Source organism: Flavobacterium sp. GW821-FHT11G01 (assembly GCF_058808175.1).
Genome location: NZ_JBXARK010000001.1, coordinates 541,144 through 560,011, shown reverse-complemented (window position 1 = coordinate 560,011; position 18,868 = coordinate 541,144). Strand labels below are relative to the sequence as shown.

10 protein-coding genes are annotated in these 18,868 nt (G+C 33.1%); all 10 read right to left on the bottom strand.

Features of this window, described 5'->3' with window-relative positions; translation table 11 throughout:
* Positions 1 to 72: 72 nt before the first annotated feature.
* Positions 73 to 1,983: a discoidin domain-containing protein gene (locus AC1RRN_RS02440; protein WP_492965771.1), complete on the bottom strand. Its 1,911-nt coding sequence runs from the start codon at positions 1,981 to 1,983 to the stop codon at positions 73 to 75.
* A gap of 29 nt (positions 1,984 to 2,012) precedes the next feature.
* A complete protein-coding gene (locus AC1RRN_RS02435; protein ID WP_492965770.1) occupies positions 2,013 to 2,798 on the bottom strand; it encodes a glycerophosphodiester phosphodiesterase family protein in 786 nt (261 codons plus the stop codon).
* Between the two features lie 95 nt (positions 2,799 to 2,893).
* Positions 2,894 to 5,194 carry a beta-glucosidase BglX gene (gene bglX / locus AC1RRN_RS02430; RefSeq protein ID WP_492965769.1) on the bottom strand — a complete coding sequence of 767 codons (2,301 nt, stop codon included), beginning with the start codon at positions 5,192 to 5,194 and terminating at the stop codon, positions 2,894 to 2,896.
* Positions 5,195 to 5,248: 54 nt separating this feature from the next.
* On the bottom strand, positions 5,249 to 6,622 hold the full coding sequence (locus AC1RRN_RS02425; protein ID WP_492965768.1) for a glucoamylase family protein: 1,374 nt from the start codon (positions 6,620 to 6,622) through the stop codon (positions 5,249 to 5,251).
* A gap of 72 nt (positions 6,623 to 6,694) precedes the next feature.
* Positions 6,695 to 8,155: a RagB/SusD family nutrient uptake outer membrane protein gene (locus tag AC1RRN_RS02420; protein WP_492965767.1), complete on the bottom strand. Its 1,461-nt coding sequence runs from the start codon at positions 8,153 to 8,155 to the stop codon at positions 6,695 to 6,697.
* 4 nt (positions 8,156 to 8,159) lie between these two features.
* Complete coding sequence (locus tag AC1RRN_RS02415) at positions 8,160 to 11,162, bottom strand: SusC/RagA family TonB-linked outer membrane protein (protein WP_492965766.1); 3,003 nt, start codon at positions 11,160 to 11,162, stop codon at positions 8,160 to 8,162.
* Between the two features lie 244 nt (positions 11,163 to 11,406).
* Complete coding sequence (locus AC1RRN_RS02410) at positions 11,407 to 14,151, bottom strand: helix-turn-helix and ligand-binding sensor domain-containing protein (RefSeq protein WP_492965765.1); 2,745 nt, start codon at positions 14,149 to 14,151, stop codon at positions 11,407 to 11,409.
* A gap of 96 nt (positions 14,152 to 14,247) precedes the next feature.
* Positions 14,248 to 15,432 carry an acetate/propionate family kinase gene (locus tag AC1RRN_RS02405; protein WP_492965764.1) on the bottom strand — a complete coding sequence of 395 codons (1,185 nt, stop codon included), beginning with the start codon at positions 15,430 to 15,432 and terminating at the stop codon, positions 14,248 to 14,250.
* Positions 15,433 to 15,551: 119 nt separating this feature from the next.
* Positions 15,552 to 17,645, bottom strand: a complete 2,094-nt coding sequence (gene pta, locus AC1RRN_RS02400; protein WP_492965763.1) for a phosphate acetyltransferase — start codon at positions 17,643 to 17,645, stop codon at positions 15,552 to 15,554.
* 33 nt (positions 17,646 to 17,678) lie between these two features.
* Positions 17,679 to 18,749: a magnesium/cobalt transporter CorA gene (gene corA, locus AC1RRN_RS02395; protein WP_492965762.1), complete on the bottom strand. Its 1,071-nt coding sequence runs from the start codon at positions 18,747 to 18,749 to the stop codon at positions 17,679 to 17,681.
* Positions 18,750 to 18,868: the final 119 nt, after the last annotated feature.

The window sequence follows — 18,868 nt, the reverse complement described above, 5'->3', positions numbered from 1 at the left end:
GTTTTTGGGTTGTTGCACAAAGGAACAAAATTCTTTAGACCTGCCACAGATTTCATTACAACTTTTATCAAATTATTTTACCTCGATTAACTTGTTTTGTATCCCAATTCCATTTTCATTAAAAGCTTCAATAGTAAAATAATATTTTGTGCTTTTATCTAAACCTCTAAAATCATATGAATCTTCATTATACATCATAATACTGTTGTATAATTTATCCGGACTTATTCCGTAATAAATGTTATAACCTACTGCATCTGGTTGTTTTTTCCAGGTAATTATTGCATTTCGGGAATCTTTTGCATTTCTGGCAACTTTAAAACCAGAAACTGTTTTTGGTTTTGCTGTTAATCCATTTCCAAAAACTCTAAAATCTGAAACTGCAAACAATCCTGAAGCATTATGAATGTTTACCATTTTGATGTAACGTGCCTTAATTGATTTTGATAGCTCAACATAATCATGCGGAACGTCTTTTGCATTTTGAGATTTATCTACTACTAATGACCAGTTTTGGGCATCATCAGACATGAAGATTTTATATTGATAATAAATATCCATTGCCTTGTTGTACTGCGTGGCTTTATGATCAGCATAATTGATTTGTAATGCATTTATCTCCATTGATCTCCCTAAGTCGAGTTGCAGCCATTCGCCAGGTGCATCTGTTTTTGCTGACCAATAGGTTTGAATGTTTTCATCCGTTAAATTTTCAGCACCATAACAGAATTTCTCGTAAACTTTTTTACCGCCGTTATCCATTCTGTGCGTCTCTACTTCCATACATTCTTCAGAAGAAGAAACTGTCACTGGTTTTTTGTAAGAAAGCAACATCCATCCGGAAGACGCTCCTTTTTCCTGATTTCTCTGACTAGTTGGTAATACGATCGGAAAATCACCATAAGCCGTAATCGAATACATAACATCATCTTTATCGAATCCTGCCGGAAACATGTCTATACGACGCTCAAAACGATCTTTAATAGATATTTTGCAAGTTCCGGTGTTCCAGTAATTCCCGTAGTTATCAGCAAAAGTATTTCCGTGACCAGCTCCAATTACAAATCCACCAGGTTTATAAGACATTGGATTGTGTTTTTGATAGGTAAAAGGTCCCAGCGGATTATCTCCCACATGAACACCATTGGCATAACCTTTAAATTCTGTAGCTGGCGCACCATATTGCATGTAATATTTACCGTTATGTTTGGTCATCCATGCACCTTCAATAAAATTTCCCCATGGTGCAGGTTCCATATCATTATTCGGTCCGAATCGCTCCCAGCCGTGAGCTGAAGGATCTAAAATAGCAACTTCTTTAATTTGTCCATACGGACGCTGAATGTCCTCTACTTCAGTTGCTTTGTATAATTTTTCATAATCGGCTTGATTTCCTTTTGGAAGCCAGGTATTATAGTCAACTTCTGTACCAACAAGAGGCAGTTTTCCGCTTGAACCATAATACATATATACTTTTTTATCATCATCCTGAAAAATGGCAGGATCCCATGTTGGCAACATTGCTTTATCAACATGTCTTAGCCATTGTCCTGATTTTGGGTCAGCTGTTTTCCAGATTGGATGATCTCTTTTCCATGTTGAACCTACATAAAATAAAGTATCATTTACAACCCATGCTGCTGGTGCGCATTGATCGTCATCTCCGGGTTTTCTTTGAAAACTTCCGTAAACAAATTTCCAATCTGACATGTCTTTACTCCAAAAGAATCCAGCCTGATTTGTAGCGAATAAATAATATTCATTTTTATAGGTAATAATTACCGGATCTGCACTGGAACGACGGGATTCTGGAATTCCATTGTGATTTTGAGTTGTATAATTATAGCCAATATTAATTGGATTACAATAAGTCGTTGCCGGTTTATTCGGATCAAACCATTCTGTTTTTTGCGCAAAAAGATTGCCATTGAAAATCATCAAAAACAATAGAATCGGCAAAGTAAATTGAGATACTTTTTTCATAGTTTCATTTTATTTGGAAAGCTTAAAGATTATTTTTTCTTCTTTACTCTTTCTTTTAATAGTTCAGGTTCATTTGTAGTTATATAATTGAATTTATGATCAATAATCCAATCCATATCAGAAGCTTCATTAACTGTCCAGGCATTTAGAATAATATGATTTTCTTTTGCTTCTTTAATCCATTCCGGATGTTTTTTAAAGACAGAGAAATGATAATCAACACCCGAAATCTTATCTAATTTTACTTCTTTTGGAGATTTATTCCCTTCCAGATATTGTAAAACTGTTTTCTGATCAATTTGCCTAATTTGTTTTAAAATTTCGTAATCAAAACTAATGTAACAGGTAATTTTATCTGCTTTCAGTTTCTTGATCGTTTTAACCGTTTTCAAAGCAGTTTCTTTTCCTCTTTCTTTACTTATCTCTGAAGGTTTAACTTCACAAACCAAAAGAGTGTGTTTATTATTTTTTTTGCCTTCTGTAATGTACTCGTGTAATGTTGGTAACTTCTCTCCGTTTGAAAGTTTGAACTTTATTAAATCTTCATAATTTGTCTCTTCGATAAGCAATTTGTTGTAATGTGCATCGTGATTGATTATAAGTGAGTCATCGGCTGTTCTCCAAACATCAAATTCAGAACCAGGGAGTTTTAAATCAATTGCATGCCTCAAAGAAGCGATAGAATTTTCAGGAAGATTATTCTTTTTCCATGCGCCTCGATGTGCGACAATAGCATTTTTTTCTACTCCACAAGAATGAAAAATAATAGCCATTATCAATAAAAGTAATGCTCGAAATATGTTAGAAATTTTCATTATTTTAAAAATTTTGTCATTGTTAAAAAAAGTTCTTTTATGAAAAAGCCCTTCGTTAACCAGACGAAGGGCTAATTACTAATTTAACAAACCAACTATTTAGTTAACTCAAAACTAACTTTCTTGTCGGCAGCCGAGTTTCCTCCAACGAAAACATCAAACTGTCCAGGTTCTGCTACGAATTGTAAATCAGAATTATAAAATTTTAAATCTTCAACCGTGATATCAAATGTCACAGTTTGTTTTTCACCTTTTTTAAGTGTTATTTTTTGGAAATTTTTCAATTCTCTAACTGGTCTTGTTACTGAACCTACTAAATCTCTGATATACAATTGAACGGTTTCTTTTCCGTCATAATTTCCTGTATTGGTAACATCAACAGTAACTTTTAATTTTCCTCCAGCATTCATCTTATCAGATGAAATCTTTAGGTTTGAATAATCAAAGTTGGTATAACTCAATCCGAAACCAAATGGAAATAAAGGCTCATTTCTTTCATCTAAATAATTAGATCTGAATTTTTCGAATTTACCTTCCGTATTTGCAAGTGGTCTTCCTGTATTTTTGTGTGCGTAATAAATCGGCACTTGCCCAACGCTTCTTGGAAAAGTCGTAGTTAATTTTCCAGAAGGATTCACATCACCAAATAAAACATCTGCAATTGCATAACCCGCTTCGGTACCTACAAACCAAGCATTCAATATAGCAGGAACAGTTTCATTTTCTTCTTTTAATACTAACGGACGACCGTCAAACAAAACTAAAACCACTGGTTTTCCTGTTTTTAATAAGGCATTCAATAAGTCTTTTTGTGCCTGTGGAATTTCTAAATTGGTACGGCTGCTAGATTCTCCGCTCATTTCTGCAGATTCTCCAAGTGCTGCAACAATTACATCTGATTGGTTTGCTACTTTTAAAGCTTCTGCTAATAATTCTTCTTTAGAACGACCATCGCGATGTAAGGTTTTACCAAACATTGTTGCGTTAGTTTCAAAAGTTTCATCGTAATCTAAATTGCTCCCTTTTGCATAAAGTACTTTTGTAGAAGGTCCGGCTACTTCTTTGATTCCAGCCAATAATGAAATCGCATTTTCCATTCTGGTAGCCACACTCCAGGTTCCCGGCATGTTTTCTTTAGCATCAGCCAATGGTCCGATTAATGCAATTGTTCCTGATTTTTTAAGAGGCAACACCTGATTTTGATTTTTTAACAAAACCAGCGACTGCGCTGCAATCTGACGGGCTTCTTTTCTACTTGCAGAAGTAAAAATTTCTGTTTTAGCTCTTTTTTCATCGCAATATTTATATGGATCGTGGAATAATCCTAAATCATATTTTGCTTCTAAAATAAGTTTAACAGCATTATCAATTTGCTCGATAGTTACTTTTTTCTCGTCTAATGATTTTTTCAATGTAGTTAAGAAACCTTCACCAACCATATCCATTTCAACACCTGCATTTAAAGATAAAGCCGAAACGGCTTGTAAATCTCCCATTCCGTGCTCAATCATTTCGTTAATTCCTGTAAAATCAGTTACTACGAAACCTTTAAATCCCCATTGTTTTCTTAAAACATCTGTCATTAACCATTTATTTCCTGTTGCAGGAATTCCATCCACTTCATTAAAAGATGCCATTACAGAACCTACGCCTGCATCAACAGCTGCTTTGTAAGGAGGGAAATAATCGTTGAACATTTTAATATGACTCATATCCACAGTATTGTAATCACGTCCTGCTTCTGGTGCTCCATATAAAGCGAAGTGTTTTACACAAGCCATAATCGAATTATTTTTCGAAAGATCATGTTGCTGATACCCGTTTACCATTGCTTTTGCAATTTGGCTTCCTAAGTATGGATCTTCACCAGAACCTTCAGAAATTCTTCCCCAACGTGGATCACGAGAAATATCTACCATTGGAGAAAATGTCCAGTTGATGCCATCAGCACTTGCTTCCTGAGCAGCAATCTGTGCACTTCTTTCTATCAAATTCATATCCCAGGTACAAGATAATCCTAACGGAATTGGGAATGTTGTTTCGTAACCGTGAATAACATCCATACCAAAAATCAATGGAATTTTTAAACGGCTTTTTTCAACAGCTATTTTTTGTACTTCTTTAATTTTTTGAACAGATTTAATATTGAATAAACCACCTACTTTACCTTCAGCAATTTTTTTAGCCACATCAGAACTGTTTGCTTGTCCTGTCGTAATATCTCCAGAAGTTGGTAAATTAAGCTGACCTAATTTTTCGTCTAAAGTCATTTTTGACAAAAGCTCAGCTACAAACTCTGATTTTGGTTTAATTGTTACTGTGTTTTTAGTGTTCTTTTTTTGAGCATAACCCAAAACAGTACATCCTAAAAAAAGTAAGACTAATTTGTTTTTCATTCTATTCTATTTATTTGTTCGTATTGTTTTAATATTCCAGTATTTAGCTTAATACTAAATCCCGTACTTTCCAGACTTAAATCCAAGTTTTACCAAACCTTGTTTTACTTCAGGAGCATTCATAAATAATTTCCATAATAATCCTGAGCGATAATTTTCGATCATAACCACTTCCGGTCCCTGATCAATTGCCAAATATCTTTTTGCCGTCCAATTGTTTTGTAAACTTACTGCATCATAAAATCCGGCTTTGCCCCAGGTTTCCTTTTTATGATTCTCATATAAATTTCGAATAACAGCCATAGATTCTTTTGGTGTATATACAATTGAACTAATTGCTGCTGTTGGCGAAATAACACCTTTATCATTACTTGGCATATGTGCATCATACCCTACTGAACCATCAGGATTTCTAGAATAGGAAGCTGTTAATCCCCAATAATCAGCTCCGTAACCATTAAACTTCTTTGGATTTTCGACACAATATTGATAGTCAATTTTTACCTGATTTGAATTTAGATCCCAATAATTCGCATATTTATCGCTTAATTGATTCGGATCTAAGCCTAAATAAGAATAATGTGCCCAAAATAAAGGTCCGCCGAATTCCTCGGCTCCATTGTGTTTTAAAATTAGAGGCAAATTATATTTGGTTTTAGAAGAAGCAATTCCACCACCTCTGGCCCAACCTTCATGATATACTTTTGCTTCAATTGTATGCGTTGGCGAAGATGCAGCCATAACATAAGTAATCAAACATTCATTGTAACCCTGCAAAGGAAAATTCATTTGCCAGTCGTAAGTTGGCGACCAATGCCAATACAATACATTTTTATTATTGGTAAACCAATTCCAGTCTACACCTTTCCAAAGTTCATCGTATTTTTTAGCTACTGCTTTTTCTTTTTCAGAACCTATTTTTAAATATTCGCGAACTGTAATCATTCCTGCCACTAAAAAAGAAGTTTCAACTAAATCTCCTCCATTATCTTTCATTCCGAATGGTTTTACTTTTCCTGTGTTTCCATCCATCCAATGTGGCCAAGCACCATGAAAACGATCAGCTTTTGCAAGAAAATCAGCAATTTTATTTAGTCTTTCAACACCTTCCTCTTTGGTCACATAACCGCGTGACATACCTGAAACAAGAGCCATTAATCCAAAACCAGAGCCTCCTGTTGTAACAATATGAGCATCATTTTCAGGATAATTCCCATCAGGATGAAAACGTTCTCTCGCTAGGCCAGAATTTGGTTCAGCATAATCCCAGAAATAAGCAAAAGTTTGTTTTTCTACAGTATTCAAAAGTTGATCATCTGTCAATTGCTTCTCAGAAGTGTTTTCGACAGCAACCTCTTTTGATTTATTTTCTTGTTTACCACAACCAAAAAGAGTGATAATACTAAGTAAGATTGATAATCTAATCATTGCAAAATTTTAAAAAATTAAATTTTAAAAATCACTCCCTTCAAAAGAAGAGAGTGATTTTGAAGTTTTAAATTAATAACCTCCAGGGTTTTGTTGGGAAAGTGTTCCCGCTTCTCTTAAAAATGAAGTTGGAATAGGCCATAATTCATGTTTTCCAACGACAAAAGTTTTTCCATCTGCTGCCATAGCTGCTGCAGCTTGTCCAGTTCTAACAAGGTCAAACCATCTGTCATGCTCAAAAGCTAGTTCTAATCTTCTTTCTTTCCAGATTGCTTTTCTAATATCAGCTTGAGAAGTAAAAGGAGTATTACCTAAATTTGCTCTTTTACGAATTTGATTTACTAAAGGAATAGCAGCTGACGTTTGCCCTAATTCATTCAAAGCTTCCGCTTTCATTAATAAAACTTCTGCATATCTTAAATATCTAAGATTTGTATCCGTAAATTCCTGATTATAAAAAGATGATGAATAAGCTTTATAATTGTATCTTGGATTCGCTACAGTTGATGGTATTTCTCTACCATCGTATAAAACTGAACCACTGAAAATAATGGTTGCAGCTCTTCTTACATCGCCTGCTTCATAAGCATTAGCTAAACCTTCAGTTGGTGTATTGAAACCCCATCCCCATCCTCCGGCACCACGTGGCGCTTGAGAAACTGAATAATTTCCTATTCCAAATCCAGGGCTTGAAGTTCCTCCAATTCCATCAATCTCAAAAATAGATTCCGGTCCAAATTCTCCTTCTTTTTTAAATTGTGCAGCATAATCTGCTACTAAACTGTATCCTGTTACTTTATCACAATTGTCAATAACATTTTGCCATTTTTTCTGATATAGATTTACTTTTGCTAACAAAGCATAAGCAGAACCTTTAGAAACACGTGTTTTATCTTTTGCCCCATAAGTTGATCTGTCAGGTAAATTTGCTATAGCATCGTTTAAATCTTTTTCTATAAAGGCGTAAACTTCTGCTGGTGTTTTACGAGTTAACTGCATGATTCTGTCTTCTTCTGAAACCGGAAGAGGCACATGATCTACAATAGGAACTCCGCCGTATCCTTTTACCAATGTAAAATACATAAAGGCTCTTAAAAATTTAGCCTCACCTTCTAATCTTACTTTTAAGGCAGGTGTTACCTTATCCAACTTAGGGAAAATATCCAAAGCCTGATTACAACGATTTATTCCTGCATAATTAGCATTCCACGTAGATTGAAATGATGGAGTTGAAGCATTATAAGTTAAGGCATCAATAAGATCTTTATCACCACCCGCATCTCCTGGATCTGAACCTTTATCAGCATCGTCTGAAATAATACTTGAAACTGCATTCCAACCGAAAGAAGACATATCCCAACCTAAAAACTGATTGTAAATTGCTGTTACAAAACCGTTAGCTCCTTCGTCATTATTTACCAACTCTACATCAGCGGGAATGGATTCTGTAGGGTTTACATTTAAGAAATCATCTGAACAACCGGAAAGAAATAATCCAGAAAGCACAAATATTGATATATATAATCTTTTCATAATATTAAAATTTTAAATTAGCGCCTATAACAAATGACCTCAATGCCGGGTAAGCATCTAACTCAACCCCCTGAGTGCCTTCAACAAGTTTACCATCACTTGTAACATCTGGTGAGAATCCTGAGAATTTTTGAGAAATAAACGGATTAATTGCGTTTACATAAATTCGGCAAAAGCTAATAAACTGATCGTCTTTAAGAGGAAGTTTATATCCTAAAGTAATGTTATTGATTCTAAAGAAATCTGCAGACTCCAAATAATAAGTTGAAGCGAAAGGAGTTAAATTAGAAGGTGCAGGATTCGAAGCTGTTGTATTAGTTGGTGTCCAGAAATCACGAGCAGCTGAAGCTTCTATGTTTTCACCTCCAAAGCGTTGTGCTTTTTTACCATTGTACACTTTTGCTCCTCCTGTTCCGTAACCATCAACAGAAAAATCAATGTTTTTGTAATTCAATCCTAAAGAAACTCCATAATTAGAAGTTGGTAAAAGAGAGCCTACGTATTTTTTGTCATTAAGTTCATCTAACCCTGATTGAGCAACTTTAGAACCGTCTGCTTTATAATACAACATTTGTCCATTTGCCGGGTCAACACCTGCGTATTCATACATATAAAAACTACCTAAAGGCTGCCCTATTGAAGTATTGTCCAGAATTTTGGTGTTTTGACCATTTCCTAAACTTCCTCCAATAACTGGATTTAACTGAACATTTTTAAGGCTGGTAAGTTCATTTTTATTATGAGAAAAGTTTCCTCCAACCCAATAACTTAAATTATCATTTATTTTATCATCCCAACGCAATGCAATTTCATATCCTTTATTAGATACTTCCCCAACATGGGCAGGTGTTTGTAATGTAATTCCTGAAGATGAATATGGTTTAACATTCAAAATTGTATTGGTTGTCTTTTTGTCATACAAATCAAAAGATCCTTTTAATCTGTTGTTCAATACTTCAAAATCAAAACCTCCTGAAAGCTCCTCAACAATTTCCCAAGATAAATTAGGATCTACCTGAGAATTAATTGTTGTACCTGAACCAAGACTCGGATAATCTAAGCCAGAAGTAAATACCTGAGTATTAAGTGGTACATTTTGATTTCCTAATCTACCCCATGATCCTCTAATCTTTAATAAATTAATTGGCTCTACATTACTTAAAAAACTTTCTTTAGATATAATCCATCCTAAACCAACAGATGGAAATGTCCCCCAACGTTTGTCTTCAGCAAATTGTGATGATCCGTCGCGTCTTACAGTACCCGTAACCAAATATCTATCTAATAATTTGTATTGAAAACGTGCAAAATAAGAGGCTAATCTTCTTTGATTCAAAGCCTCATCTTTATAACCTGTAACTCCACTTGCAACATTAATATCTTTTAAAGACCAATAGCTAGAATTTGGATTGACATTTTTTCTATCGATAGTTAATTTCTCTCTGGTACCTTGTACATTAGCCTCAATACCTGCTGTAACTTCAACATCATGAATTTCTGCAAAAACTTTATTATAAGTTAAATAGTTAGATAAATTCCAATTGAAATATTCGTCTCTACCTCTTGTCAAAGTATTTACATTCAAATCTGCAGGGTACTTTGATTCTACACGAGTAGGGTCTGCTGATAACCAAAGTCCACGATTATCAACATAATTATACTGATTGTAAGTAAAATATTCTCCGTTAAACTGTGAGGTAAACTTTAAAGATTTAATAATATCCCAATCTAATTTTAAACCTCCTTGCAAAATAACACTTTCTTGCTGCTCATTTGTATAATCTAACTGAGCTACAGGATTACCAACATTATTAAAAGATGCTCCTGTTTCGGCCACAACTCCATTTGAAACAAATGGTACACCATATTTTCCATCAGCATAACGTACAGGAACTAGTGGAGATTGTCTGTAAGCATTAGTGAATGCACTCAAAGGCATTGGTGTATTCTTTATAGTACTTACACTAAAATTTTGGCTTATTCTAACTTTTTCAGAAAGCTTAAACTCGTTGTTGTTTCTGATAGTAGTTCTTCCATAATCAGATCCGTTCAGAATTCCTTTTTCTTCATAATTTCCAACACTAAAAAAGTATTTTACATTTTCTGAAGATCCCGAAATCGCAATATTGTTTTGAGTATAAGATCCTGTTCTTGTGATCTCATCAAGCCAGTCAGTGTTATAAGGCTGATTAGCAGAAAACCTTCCTTGTGGAAAAGCATTGCTGAAAGCAGCGTTGCTATAGCGAACATACTCGTCACTATTTGCCATTTTTACTTTTTTCAAAGGAGTTCTCACACCTGCAAAACTTTCAACATCTACAGTAAGTTTTCCTTTCCCGCTTTTGGTTGTAATCATAATTACACCATTTGCACCTCTGGTTCCGTAAATAGCTAATGAAGAAGCATCTTTTAAAATCTCGTAAGATGTAATATCATTAGTATTTATGTTATTGATATTCTCAGTTGGCATACCGTCTACAACATATAAAGGATTTCTTCCTCCTAATGCAGTACCGGCTCCCCTGATCACCACTGAAGGTGTACTTCCTGGCGCATCTGAAGTAGATACCTGGACTCCCGCAGCTTTACCTTGTATAGCTTGAGAAGCATTTAACACTTTCATCTTTGTGATTTCTTCAGATTTAATTGAACTTACAGCTGAAGTATTATCAATTTTCTTTCTTGTACCATATCCGATAACCACTACTTCTTTTAATGCAGTATCACCTGATTCTTTTAAGGTTATTGTCATCGGAGCCGCAGTAGCTGGCACGGAAACAGCTTCAAAACCCAGCATCGAAACTTTTATAGTTTCGCCTTCTTTGGCATTGATTGTAAAATTTCCATCGAAATCAGCATCAGCGGTTGCTCTGGAATTTACGGCACTAATTACTGCGCCCGGAACTCCCATTCCACTACTGTCTACTACTTTTCCTTTAATTGCCTGCCCAGACATGTAAGCTGGCAGCAATAAGAGTGCTAAAAAGCTAAAAATAAAATTTTTCATACAGTTCGTAATCGTTTAAGTTAGTAGAGCCAAATTAAACAATTACAACGTTGTAGTACATCAAACAGCACTACTACACAGCTACATCATTATGTTAAAATATAATTTTATACTACTGAAAATCAATAACATAAAAGTTAAATAAATTCCTTTAACACAACGTTATGATGTAGTAATGATGTATTAGAATTATATAAAAAAAGAGGTAGAAAAATATAAAATCTTTAAAATTCAAATACAAATCTTACACACTTAATAAAAACTTAGACAGGTTTTCTTCTTGTGAGAGATTTAATTTCTTTCTTAAGCGATATCTGTGCAATTCTACACCTCTAAATGATATATTCATCATAGGCGCTATTTCTTTTGAAGAAAGGTTCATTTTCAGGTAAACGCAGAGTTTTATATCTTTTGGAGTAAGGTTTGGATATTTCTTTGAAAGATTAATTATGAACTCATTATGAATCTGATTCAAATTAGTTTCAAAAATCTCCCACTCGTGTTTATTAACTTCATTAATCTTAATTGCTTTTTTGATTTCGCTTTTAAGCTTGTTAAAGTCTTTTTCAGAATCCAGAATGTTCTGAATATTTTCAATCATTTCACTTTGTTTAGCAATAGATAATGATTTCCCTGCAACTTCAGATGATTTAGTTTGCAATTCAAGTTCTAAAATATGTTTCTGGTATTCCTGCATATTCAACTCGTTCTCAGCTTTTAATTCCATTTCGAGAATTTCCCGCTGATGTTTTAATTCTTCTGCCTGCAATCTTAGTTTTTGCATATATCGAAGCTTATTCCATTTGTAATAGAAAAACAGTACTGCTCCTATTATTACGAAGTACAATAAAATCATCCAAAATGAAAAATACCAAGGCTTTGCGACATTAAAATCAAAACCTGCGACATTATCATAGTTCGCACCATCATGTTTATAAACATTTACAGAATGACTTCCACTGCTTAAATTATTTAAAACAATTAATCCATTTGAAACTGGAATAAATTCTTTTTCACTATCAAGTTTATAAAATAAATTAGGTTTACTGGCTCCATAAATTCCAGAGATAACATTTATTTGCAATTCAGTATTATATTTAATTTTTGAATCGTTTGGTATTAAATTTTCTTCGTTAAAAGATTCAATATTAACAGTTGAATTTTGCTTGTTTTCATATTTCAATTGTAGCGAAATAAAGCCATCATCGAGATTTAGCAAATAGTGATTAGCATGCTTAAATATTCTTAAATTATCGTTGATTAGTTTTCCTTTATAATATTTTGCCTGAATAATATTCCATGCAAATTTATTTCCATTAGCTTTGATATGATATAAAATTCCATCTTGTAATACCATAAAATGATCTTCATCAATGCTTATTATATCAGAAACATTCTTGAAGTTCTGATTAAACAATTCGTTTTCTTCGAGTTTATTGGTTATTGAATTATAAGTATACCACGAATTATTGATAAGAAATAAAATTTCATTTCTAAACTCAAATATCTTAACCCCAAAATCGTTTTTAATCTTGCTTTGCTGCGTGATATTTTCAACTTTTTTAGTTTTAAAATTATCATCATATAAAACACGATACAAACCACGATAATTATCGGCCGCCCAAATTTCATTCTTCTTGTTTTGTGCTACATATTTTATAGGTTTAGAAAGATCATTAATCACTTTCTTTTGAGTTAAATCTGAAAGATTATCATAAACAATAACACCACTGTAAGTAGACTGAAAATAAGTATTGTTGATACTGCTTTTAGATAAATTCCAACCACCACTTATATTATTTATTTTTAAAAGCGATCCATTCTCATAAGAAAACGTACCGTCGTTATGACCAATAATATATTTGTTATTAATTTCTGTAATATTCCATGCCTGCCCCTGTGTATTGGGCATCATTTTGAATTTACCCGAATCAAATTCAAAAACACCGTGATTTGTTGCTATTAAATAACCTTTGTTAGTTGTAGCAACCGAATAAACTGAACCTAAAATACCCGAATTATCATAAAAGATTGAAATAGGAGAATTAATTTCAACATGAGCAATTCCATTATCTAAACCAAGCCATAAATCATTTTCTTTGTCAAAACCAATACTCAAAATCGAGTTATTCATTAAGACATTTTTTCTGTCAATATTTTTATAGGTGTCAGAATTGAAATCATAAACAAAAACGCCTCTGTTTCCAGTACCTACAATAAGTTTATTGTTTTTAGTAAACTTACCTACATTAATTGTAGAGGTTTTTAAAATTTCATTTAATGGATTATTCCAAGATCTTAAACCTTCTTTTTCCACTGTAAAAATTCCTTTTTTCTGTGTAAAAATATAAGTCTTATTTTGATGTTTTTCGATAGCATGAACAACACAGTTCTTAAGAACATTCCAACCCTTTGAATTTGCAATTCTTGATCCGTTCATTTTAAAAGTACCTTTCGCTACAGAGGCAACATAAAGATTTTGATCAACAACAAAGCAATAGGAGATTAAAAACGGAAATTTAATTTTCTGAATATGTTTTCCGTTATAAATAAAAACATCATTGAACGACTGAAAATATAAAGATTCATTAAACCTGAAAATTTTCCAGATTTCTTCATTGTCTTTTTCATCAAACAAACGCAGGTTTTTGGTAATCGAAACATAATGCATTTTACCATCTTTTCTATACCAGTAACCAAATTCTTTATAAGAACCTGAATAAATTCGATCTCCTTCAATCAAAATCGAACGAATAATTGTTTTATTGGGTAATGAATATTTTTCCCATTTTACGCCATCATATCGTAATAAATAATGGTTATTAGCAAAGTACATCGCATTATCTTTTCCCTGAACAACATTCCAGATTTGGTTGTCACCCTGATAATTTGATTTATTATAATTTTCAACGAAAGGAAGTAATTCTTGAGCTTGAATTTGAGAAGCGATGAAAAAGAAGAAAAGTGATTTTAGAAGTATCGATTTCAAAATATATCGGATTTATATTCAAAGATACTGACAAATATTTAATAAGTAAAAATGCTCCTCAATTGAGGAGCATTTTTATATAAATCCTAATTTAAATTAATTTTGAAGTAACTGATAAACCTGATTTGCAATTTCATATTCTTCATCTGTTGGCACTACCAAAACTTTAGCTTTTGAATTTACTTTATTAATCTCTCTAATAGATTTAGAACGTATTTGATTCTTTTCTTCATCTAATTCTATTCCGAAATAATCCATGTCCGTACAAACTAGTTTACGCATGTGAGAAGAATTTTCTCCAATTCCAGCTGTAAAAACAATAGCATCCAAACCATTTAAAGCAGCTGTATAAGAACCAATAAACTTTTTGATACGATAGGCATTCATTAATAAAGCCAACTGACATTCTTTGTTTCCTTTTTCAGCTTCGGCTTCAATATCACGTAAATCGCTGTAACCTGTGAGTCCTAGCATACCGCTTTGTTTTAACAAAATTGAATTTACCTGATCTGGTGCATAACCAAGATTTTTAATCATATAAAAAACAACTGACTGATCAATATCGCCAGAACGTGTTCCCATAATTAAACCGTTAGATGGCGAAAACCCCATTGTTGTATCAATACATTTCCCGTCTTTAATAGCTGCCATGCTACAGCCGTTTCCTAAGTGGATTGTAATTATTTTAGAATTGTTTTCTAAAAACGCAATCGCTTTTTCAGAAACATATTTATGGCTTGTTCCATGAAAGCCATAAACACGTACTTTATTTTCTGTTAAAAGATAATTTGGAATTGCATATTTGTAGGCTTCAACAGGAATCGACTGATGAAAAGCAGTATCAAAAACAGCAACTTGTTTCGCTTCTGCAAAAATTTCTTCCGCTACGTTTATCCCAACTAAATGTGCCGGATTATGCAATGGAGCTAATTCAGAAAGTTCTTTTATTTTTTCTTTAACTTCATTATTGATAATAGTCGTATCTGAAAAATAACTACCACCGTGCACCACGCGATGCCCTACAGCAGCAATTTCTGAAGTTGATTTAATAACTCCTTTTTCTGGTTCCAAAAGCATTTCAGCTACTTTTTGCAAACCAATCTTATGAGTAGGAATTGGAAGTATTTCTTCTATAACATTAGATGAAGTTTTAAACGTGATATTTGAAGTTTCCAAACCAATTCTATCAATCATACCAGAACAAATTACTTCGTTTGTTGGCATAACCATTAATTGATATTTTATTGATGAGCTTCCTGAATTTATAATTAATATTTTCATTTTTTTTAAGATGCTAAGTTTCTAAGGTGCTGAGTTTTCTAAAAATACTCAAAAATTTTTTTGTTTCTATTTTTAAATTTGCTTTTACATTACAAAGCATAATTTATAATTCACAATTATTAAAGTCCCTGTGCCTGAATCGCTGTAATTACAACCGTATTTATAATATCGTCTACGGTACAACCACGGCTTAAATCGTTTACTGGTTTATTTAAACCTTGCAACATTGGTCCAATTGCTAGCGCTCCGGTTTCTCTCTGAACAGCCTTATAAGTATTGTTTCCTGTATTTAGATCGGGGAAAATTAATACACTCGCCTGTCCTGCTACTTCAGAGTCCGGCATTTTACTTTTTCCTACGGCGCGATCCACTGCTGCGTCATATTGAATTGGTCCTTCGATTTTTAAATCCGGGCGTTTTTGTTTTACTATTTCTGTTGCCGTTCTCACTTTCTCTACCTCATCACCTTTTCCTGAAGTACCGGAAGAATACGAAAGCATAGCAATTTTAGGTTCAATTCCGAAAGCCGAACTTGAATCTGCTGATGAAATAGCAATTTCGGCCAATTGCTCTGCTGTTGGATTTGGATTAATGGCGCAATCTCCAAAAACGGAAACCCTGTCTTCTAAACACATAAAAAATACAGAGGAAACTACAGATGAATTTGGTTTTGTTTTTATGAATTGTAATGCCGGTAAAATAGTATGTTGCGTTGTATGCGCAGCTCCTGAAACCATTCCGTCAGCGTGGCCTTTATAAACCATCATAGTACCAAAATAGGAAACATCTTCCATTAAATCTCTTGCCATTGTAATGCTTACATTCTTGGCTTTTCGAAGCTCATAATAGGTATTGGCATAATCTTCATAAAACTCAGACTCAGCTGGATTAATGATTTTTATTTTTGAAAAATCAAAAGTAATTCCGAGTTCGGCAACTTTACTTTCAATTTGTTTTTTATCACCAATAATTGAAATGTCAACCACATCCATATCTAATAATCTTGACGCAGCGGTAATGATTCTATCGTCATTTCCTTCTGGTAAAACAATATGTTTACGGTGTTGTTTGGCTCTTTTAACCATATTGTACTGAAACATTTTTGGCGTCATTCCTTCAGGCACAAAAGTGATTACTCTTTCAGATAAAGCTTCAATAGCTACATATTTTTCAAAAGTCGTAATTGAGGTTTCAATTTTATGTGTGTTATTGGCATAAATTTCAGATTTTATTGAACCTATTTTATTTGTTATGTTATAAGTACCTCCATCGACGGCAATAATTGGAACAATTGCCGAAAGTCCTTCAATAAGTTTTAAAATGCTTTCTTCCGGAATAATATTTCCCGTTAAAATGATTCCGGAAATGGTTGGATAATTAGCCGATTCATTGGCCTGCAAAGCTCCAAGAATTATATCAGAACGGTCACCAGGTGTAATCACTAGCGCATTGTCATGTAAGTGAACTAAATAATTGTGCAACTGCATAGCACCAACACTAAAATGTCCAATTTCATTGTTTAGATAATTTTCTCCAAACATTACTTTTGCATCAAGTTCGTTGACAATTTCCTGCATCGTCGGGTTATTTAAACTAGAAATCAATGGAATAGTATTTACCAAAACATTCTCAGGCAAACTTTTTTGAAGGCCTTTGGTAACTAATTCAATATTTTCAGGCTGGACTTTGTTGGCAAAAACCGATAACACTTCAACCTCTTTTATTTTAAATGAATCGTAAACTAAATAAAGGCTGTCTACTAATTCTTCTAAAGTTTTTCCGACTCCTGAACCAATAATCATGGTTGGAATTCCGAGATTTTTGGCAATTAAAACATTCAAATCTAATTCTATTGAAGTTCCTTCTCCAGTAAAACTGGTCCCTTCAACTAAAACAAAATCAAAACGTTCTTCCAGTTTTTTATATTTCTCAATAATCAAATCAAGGACCTCTCCTATTTTTCCTTTATTCTTTTTCTTGATCAATTTGCTTTTGGTAATGGCATAAGCTTCTTCAAACTTAATATCAAGGTTAAAATAAGACAGAACTGTTTCGATATGATTATCCTGTTCTCCATCAACAAAATCTTCTATTATAGGCCTGAAATATCCAACCTTAGCTGTTTTACCAATTAAAATGCTCATCAAACCTAAGGTAATAATAGATTTTCCGCTATTATGGTCACTGGTAGCTATATATACTGCTTTGCTCATAATTTAAATTTTGAAACTAATAATTAATAAACGTTAAAACCAACGTCTTTTTTTGAAATAGATAATCAGGGCTATTACCAATAAAAACATGCCTCCCATAACAATAAAATACCCATTTCTTTCTTGAAGTTCCGGCATATATTCGAAATTCATTCCGTATACTCCAACAATAAAAGTAAGCGGAATAAAAATGGCAGAAATAATGGTCAGCGTTTTCATAATTTCGTTCATTTTTCGGCTTTGTTCCGAAAAATAAAAGTTAGAAGCACTTTCTAATGAACTCATATCCGAATCAATTTGTTCTAAAAGCTCTAAACTTTTTTGGTGCAATCTGATGAAGAAATTAAACGTTTCTTTTTGAATTAAACTGTTTGCATCATCATCTTTTATTGTTTTCAAATAATATAACGAATCACGAAGCGGTATAATAGAGCGCTTTAAGAAATTAAAGTTATCGCGGTGGTTTTCGATCTTTTCCAAAATAATAGGATCTGCTCCTTTTTTAGTCAAATCAATTAATTCTTCAATATTATCTTCTTCATCTTCAATTGTAATATAAAAATTCTCCATTACCGCATCTAATAATAAATAAAGGAGATAATCTACTTTTTTCGTTCTTACAATTCCTGCATGAGTACGTAAACGTTCGCGTATATGAGTGAAGAAATCGCTTCGTTTTTCCTGAAATGAAATCAGAATTCCGTCTTTTAGAATAAAGCTTAATTGCTCTACTTTAAGACCATCTGAGGATTCTGATGGCAAAAGTGATTTTATATTAAAAAATAAAACATTTTGTTGTTCTTCTAACTTTGTCCTTTTCGTGGTATTTAAAATATCTGCTAATAAAAAATCGTCTAACTTAAAATGTGCGCCAATAGTTTTAATTAAGTCGATATCATTTAATCCGTGAATATTTAACCAGTTATTTTTAGTATAATCGATACAGGTATTAAGTGCCAAAACCATAAATTTTTCATATTCGATGACCGTTTCGTCATTATATACAAAAAGTTGCATTTCTGTTTTTAGATCTTTATGAGAACCAGTATACTCTAAACTAGTATGTTGCAGCTTACGTCCTTTTTTGTATTTTATCTTTCTCATTCAAAATGATTTATATAGTAATATTACAAAAAAGAATCCGAATGAGAAATGACAATTGTCATTTTGTGAAGATATATAAATAGCGAAAGCTTACCATTACTAGCTTCTTGAAGATGTCG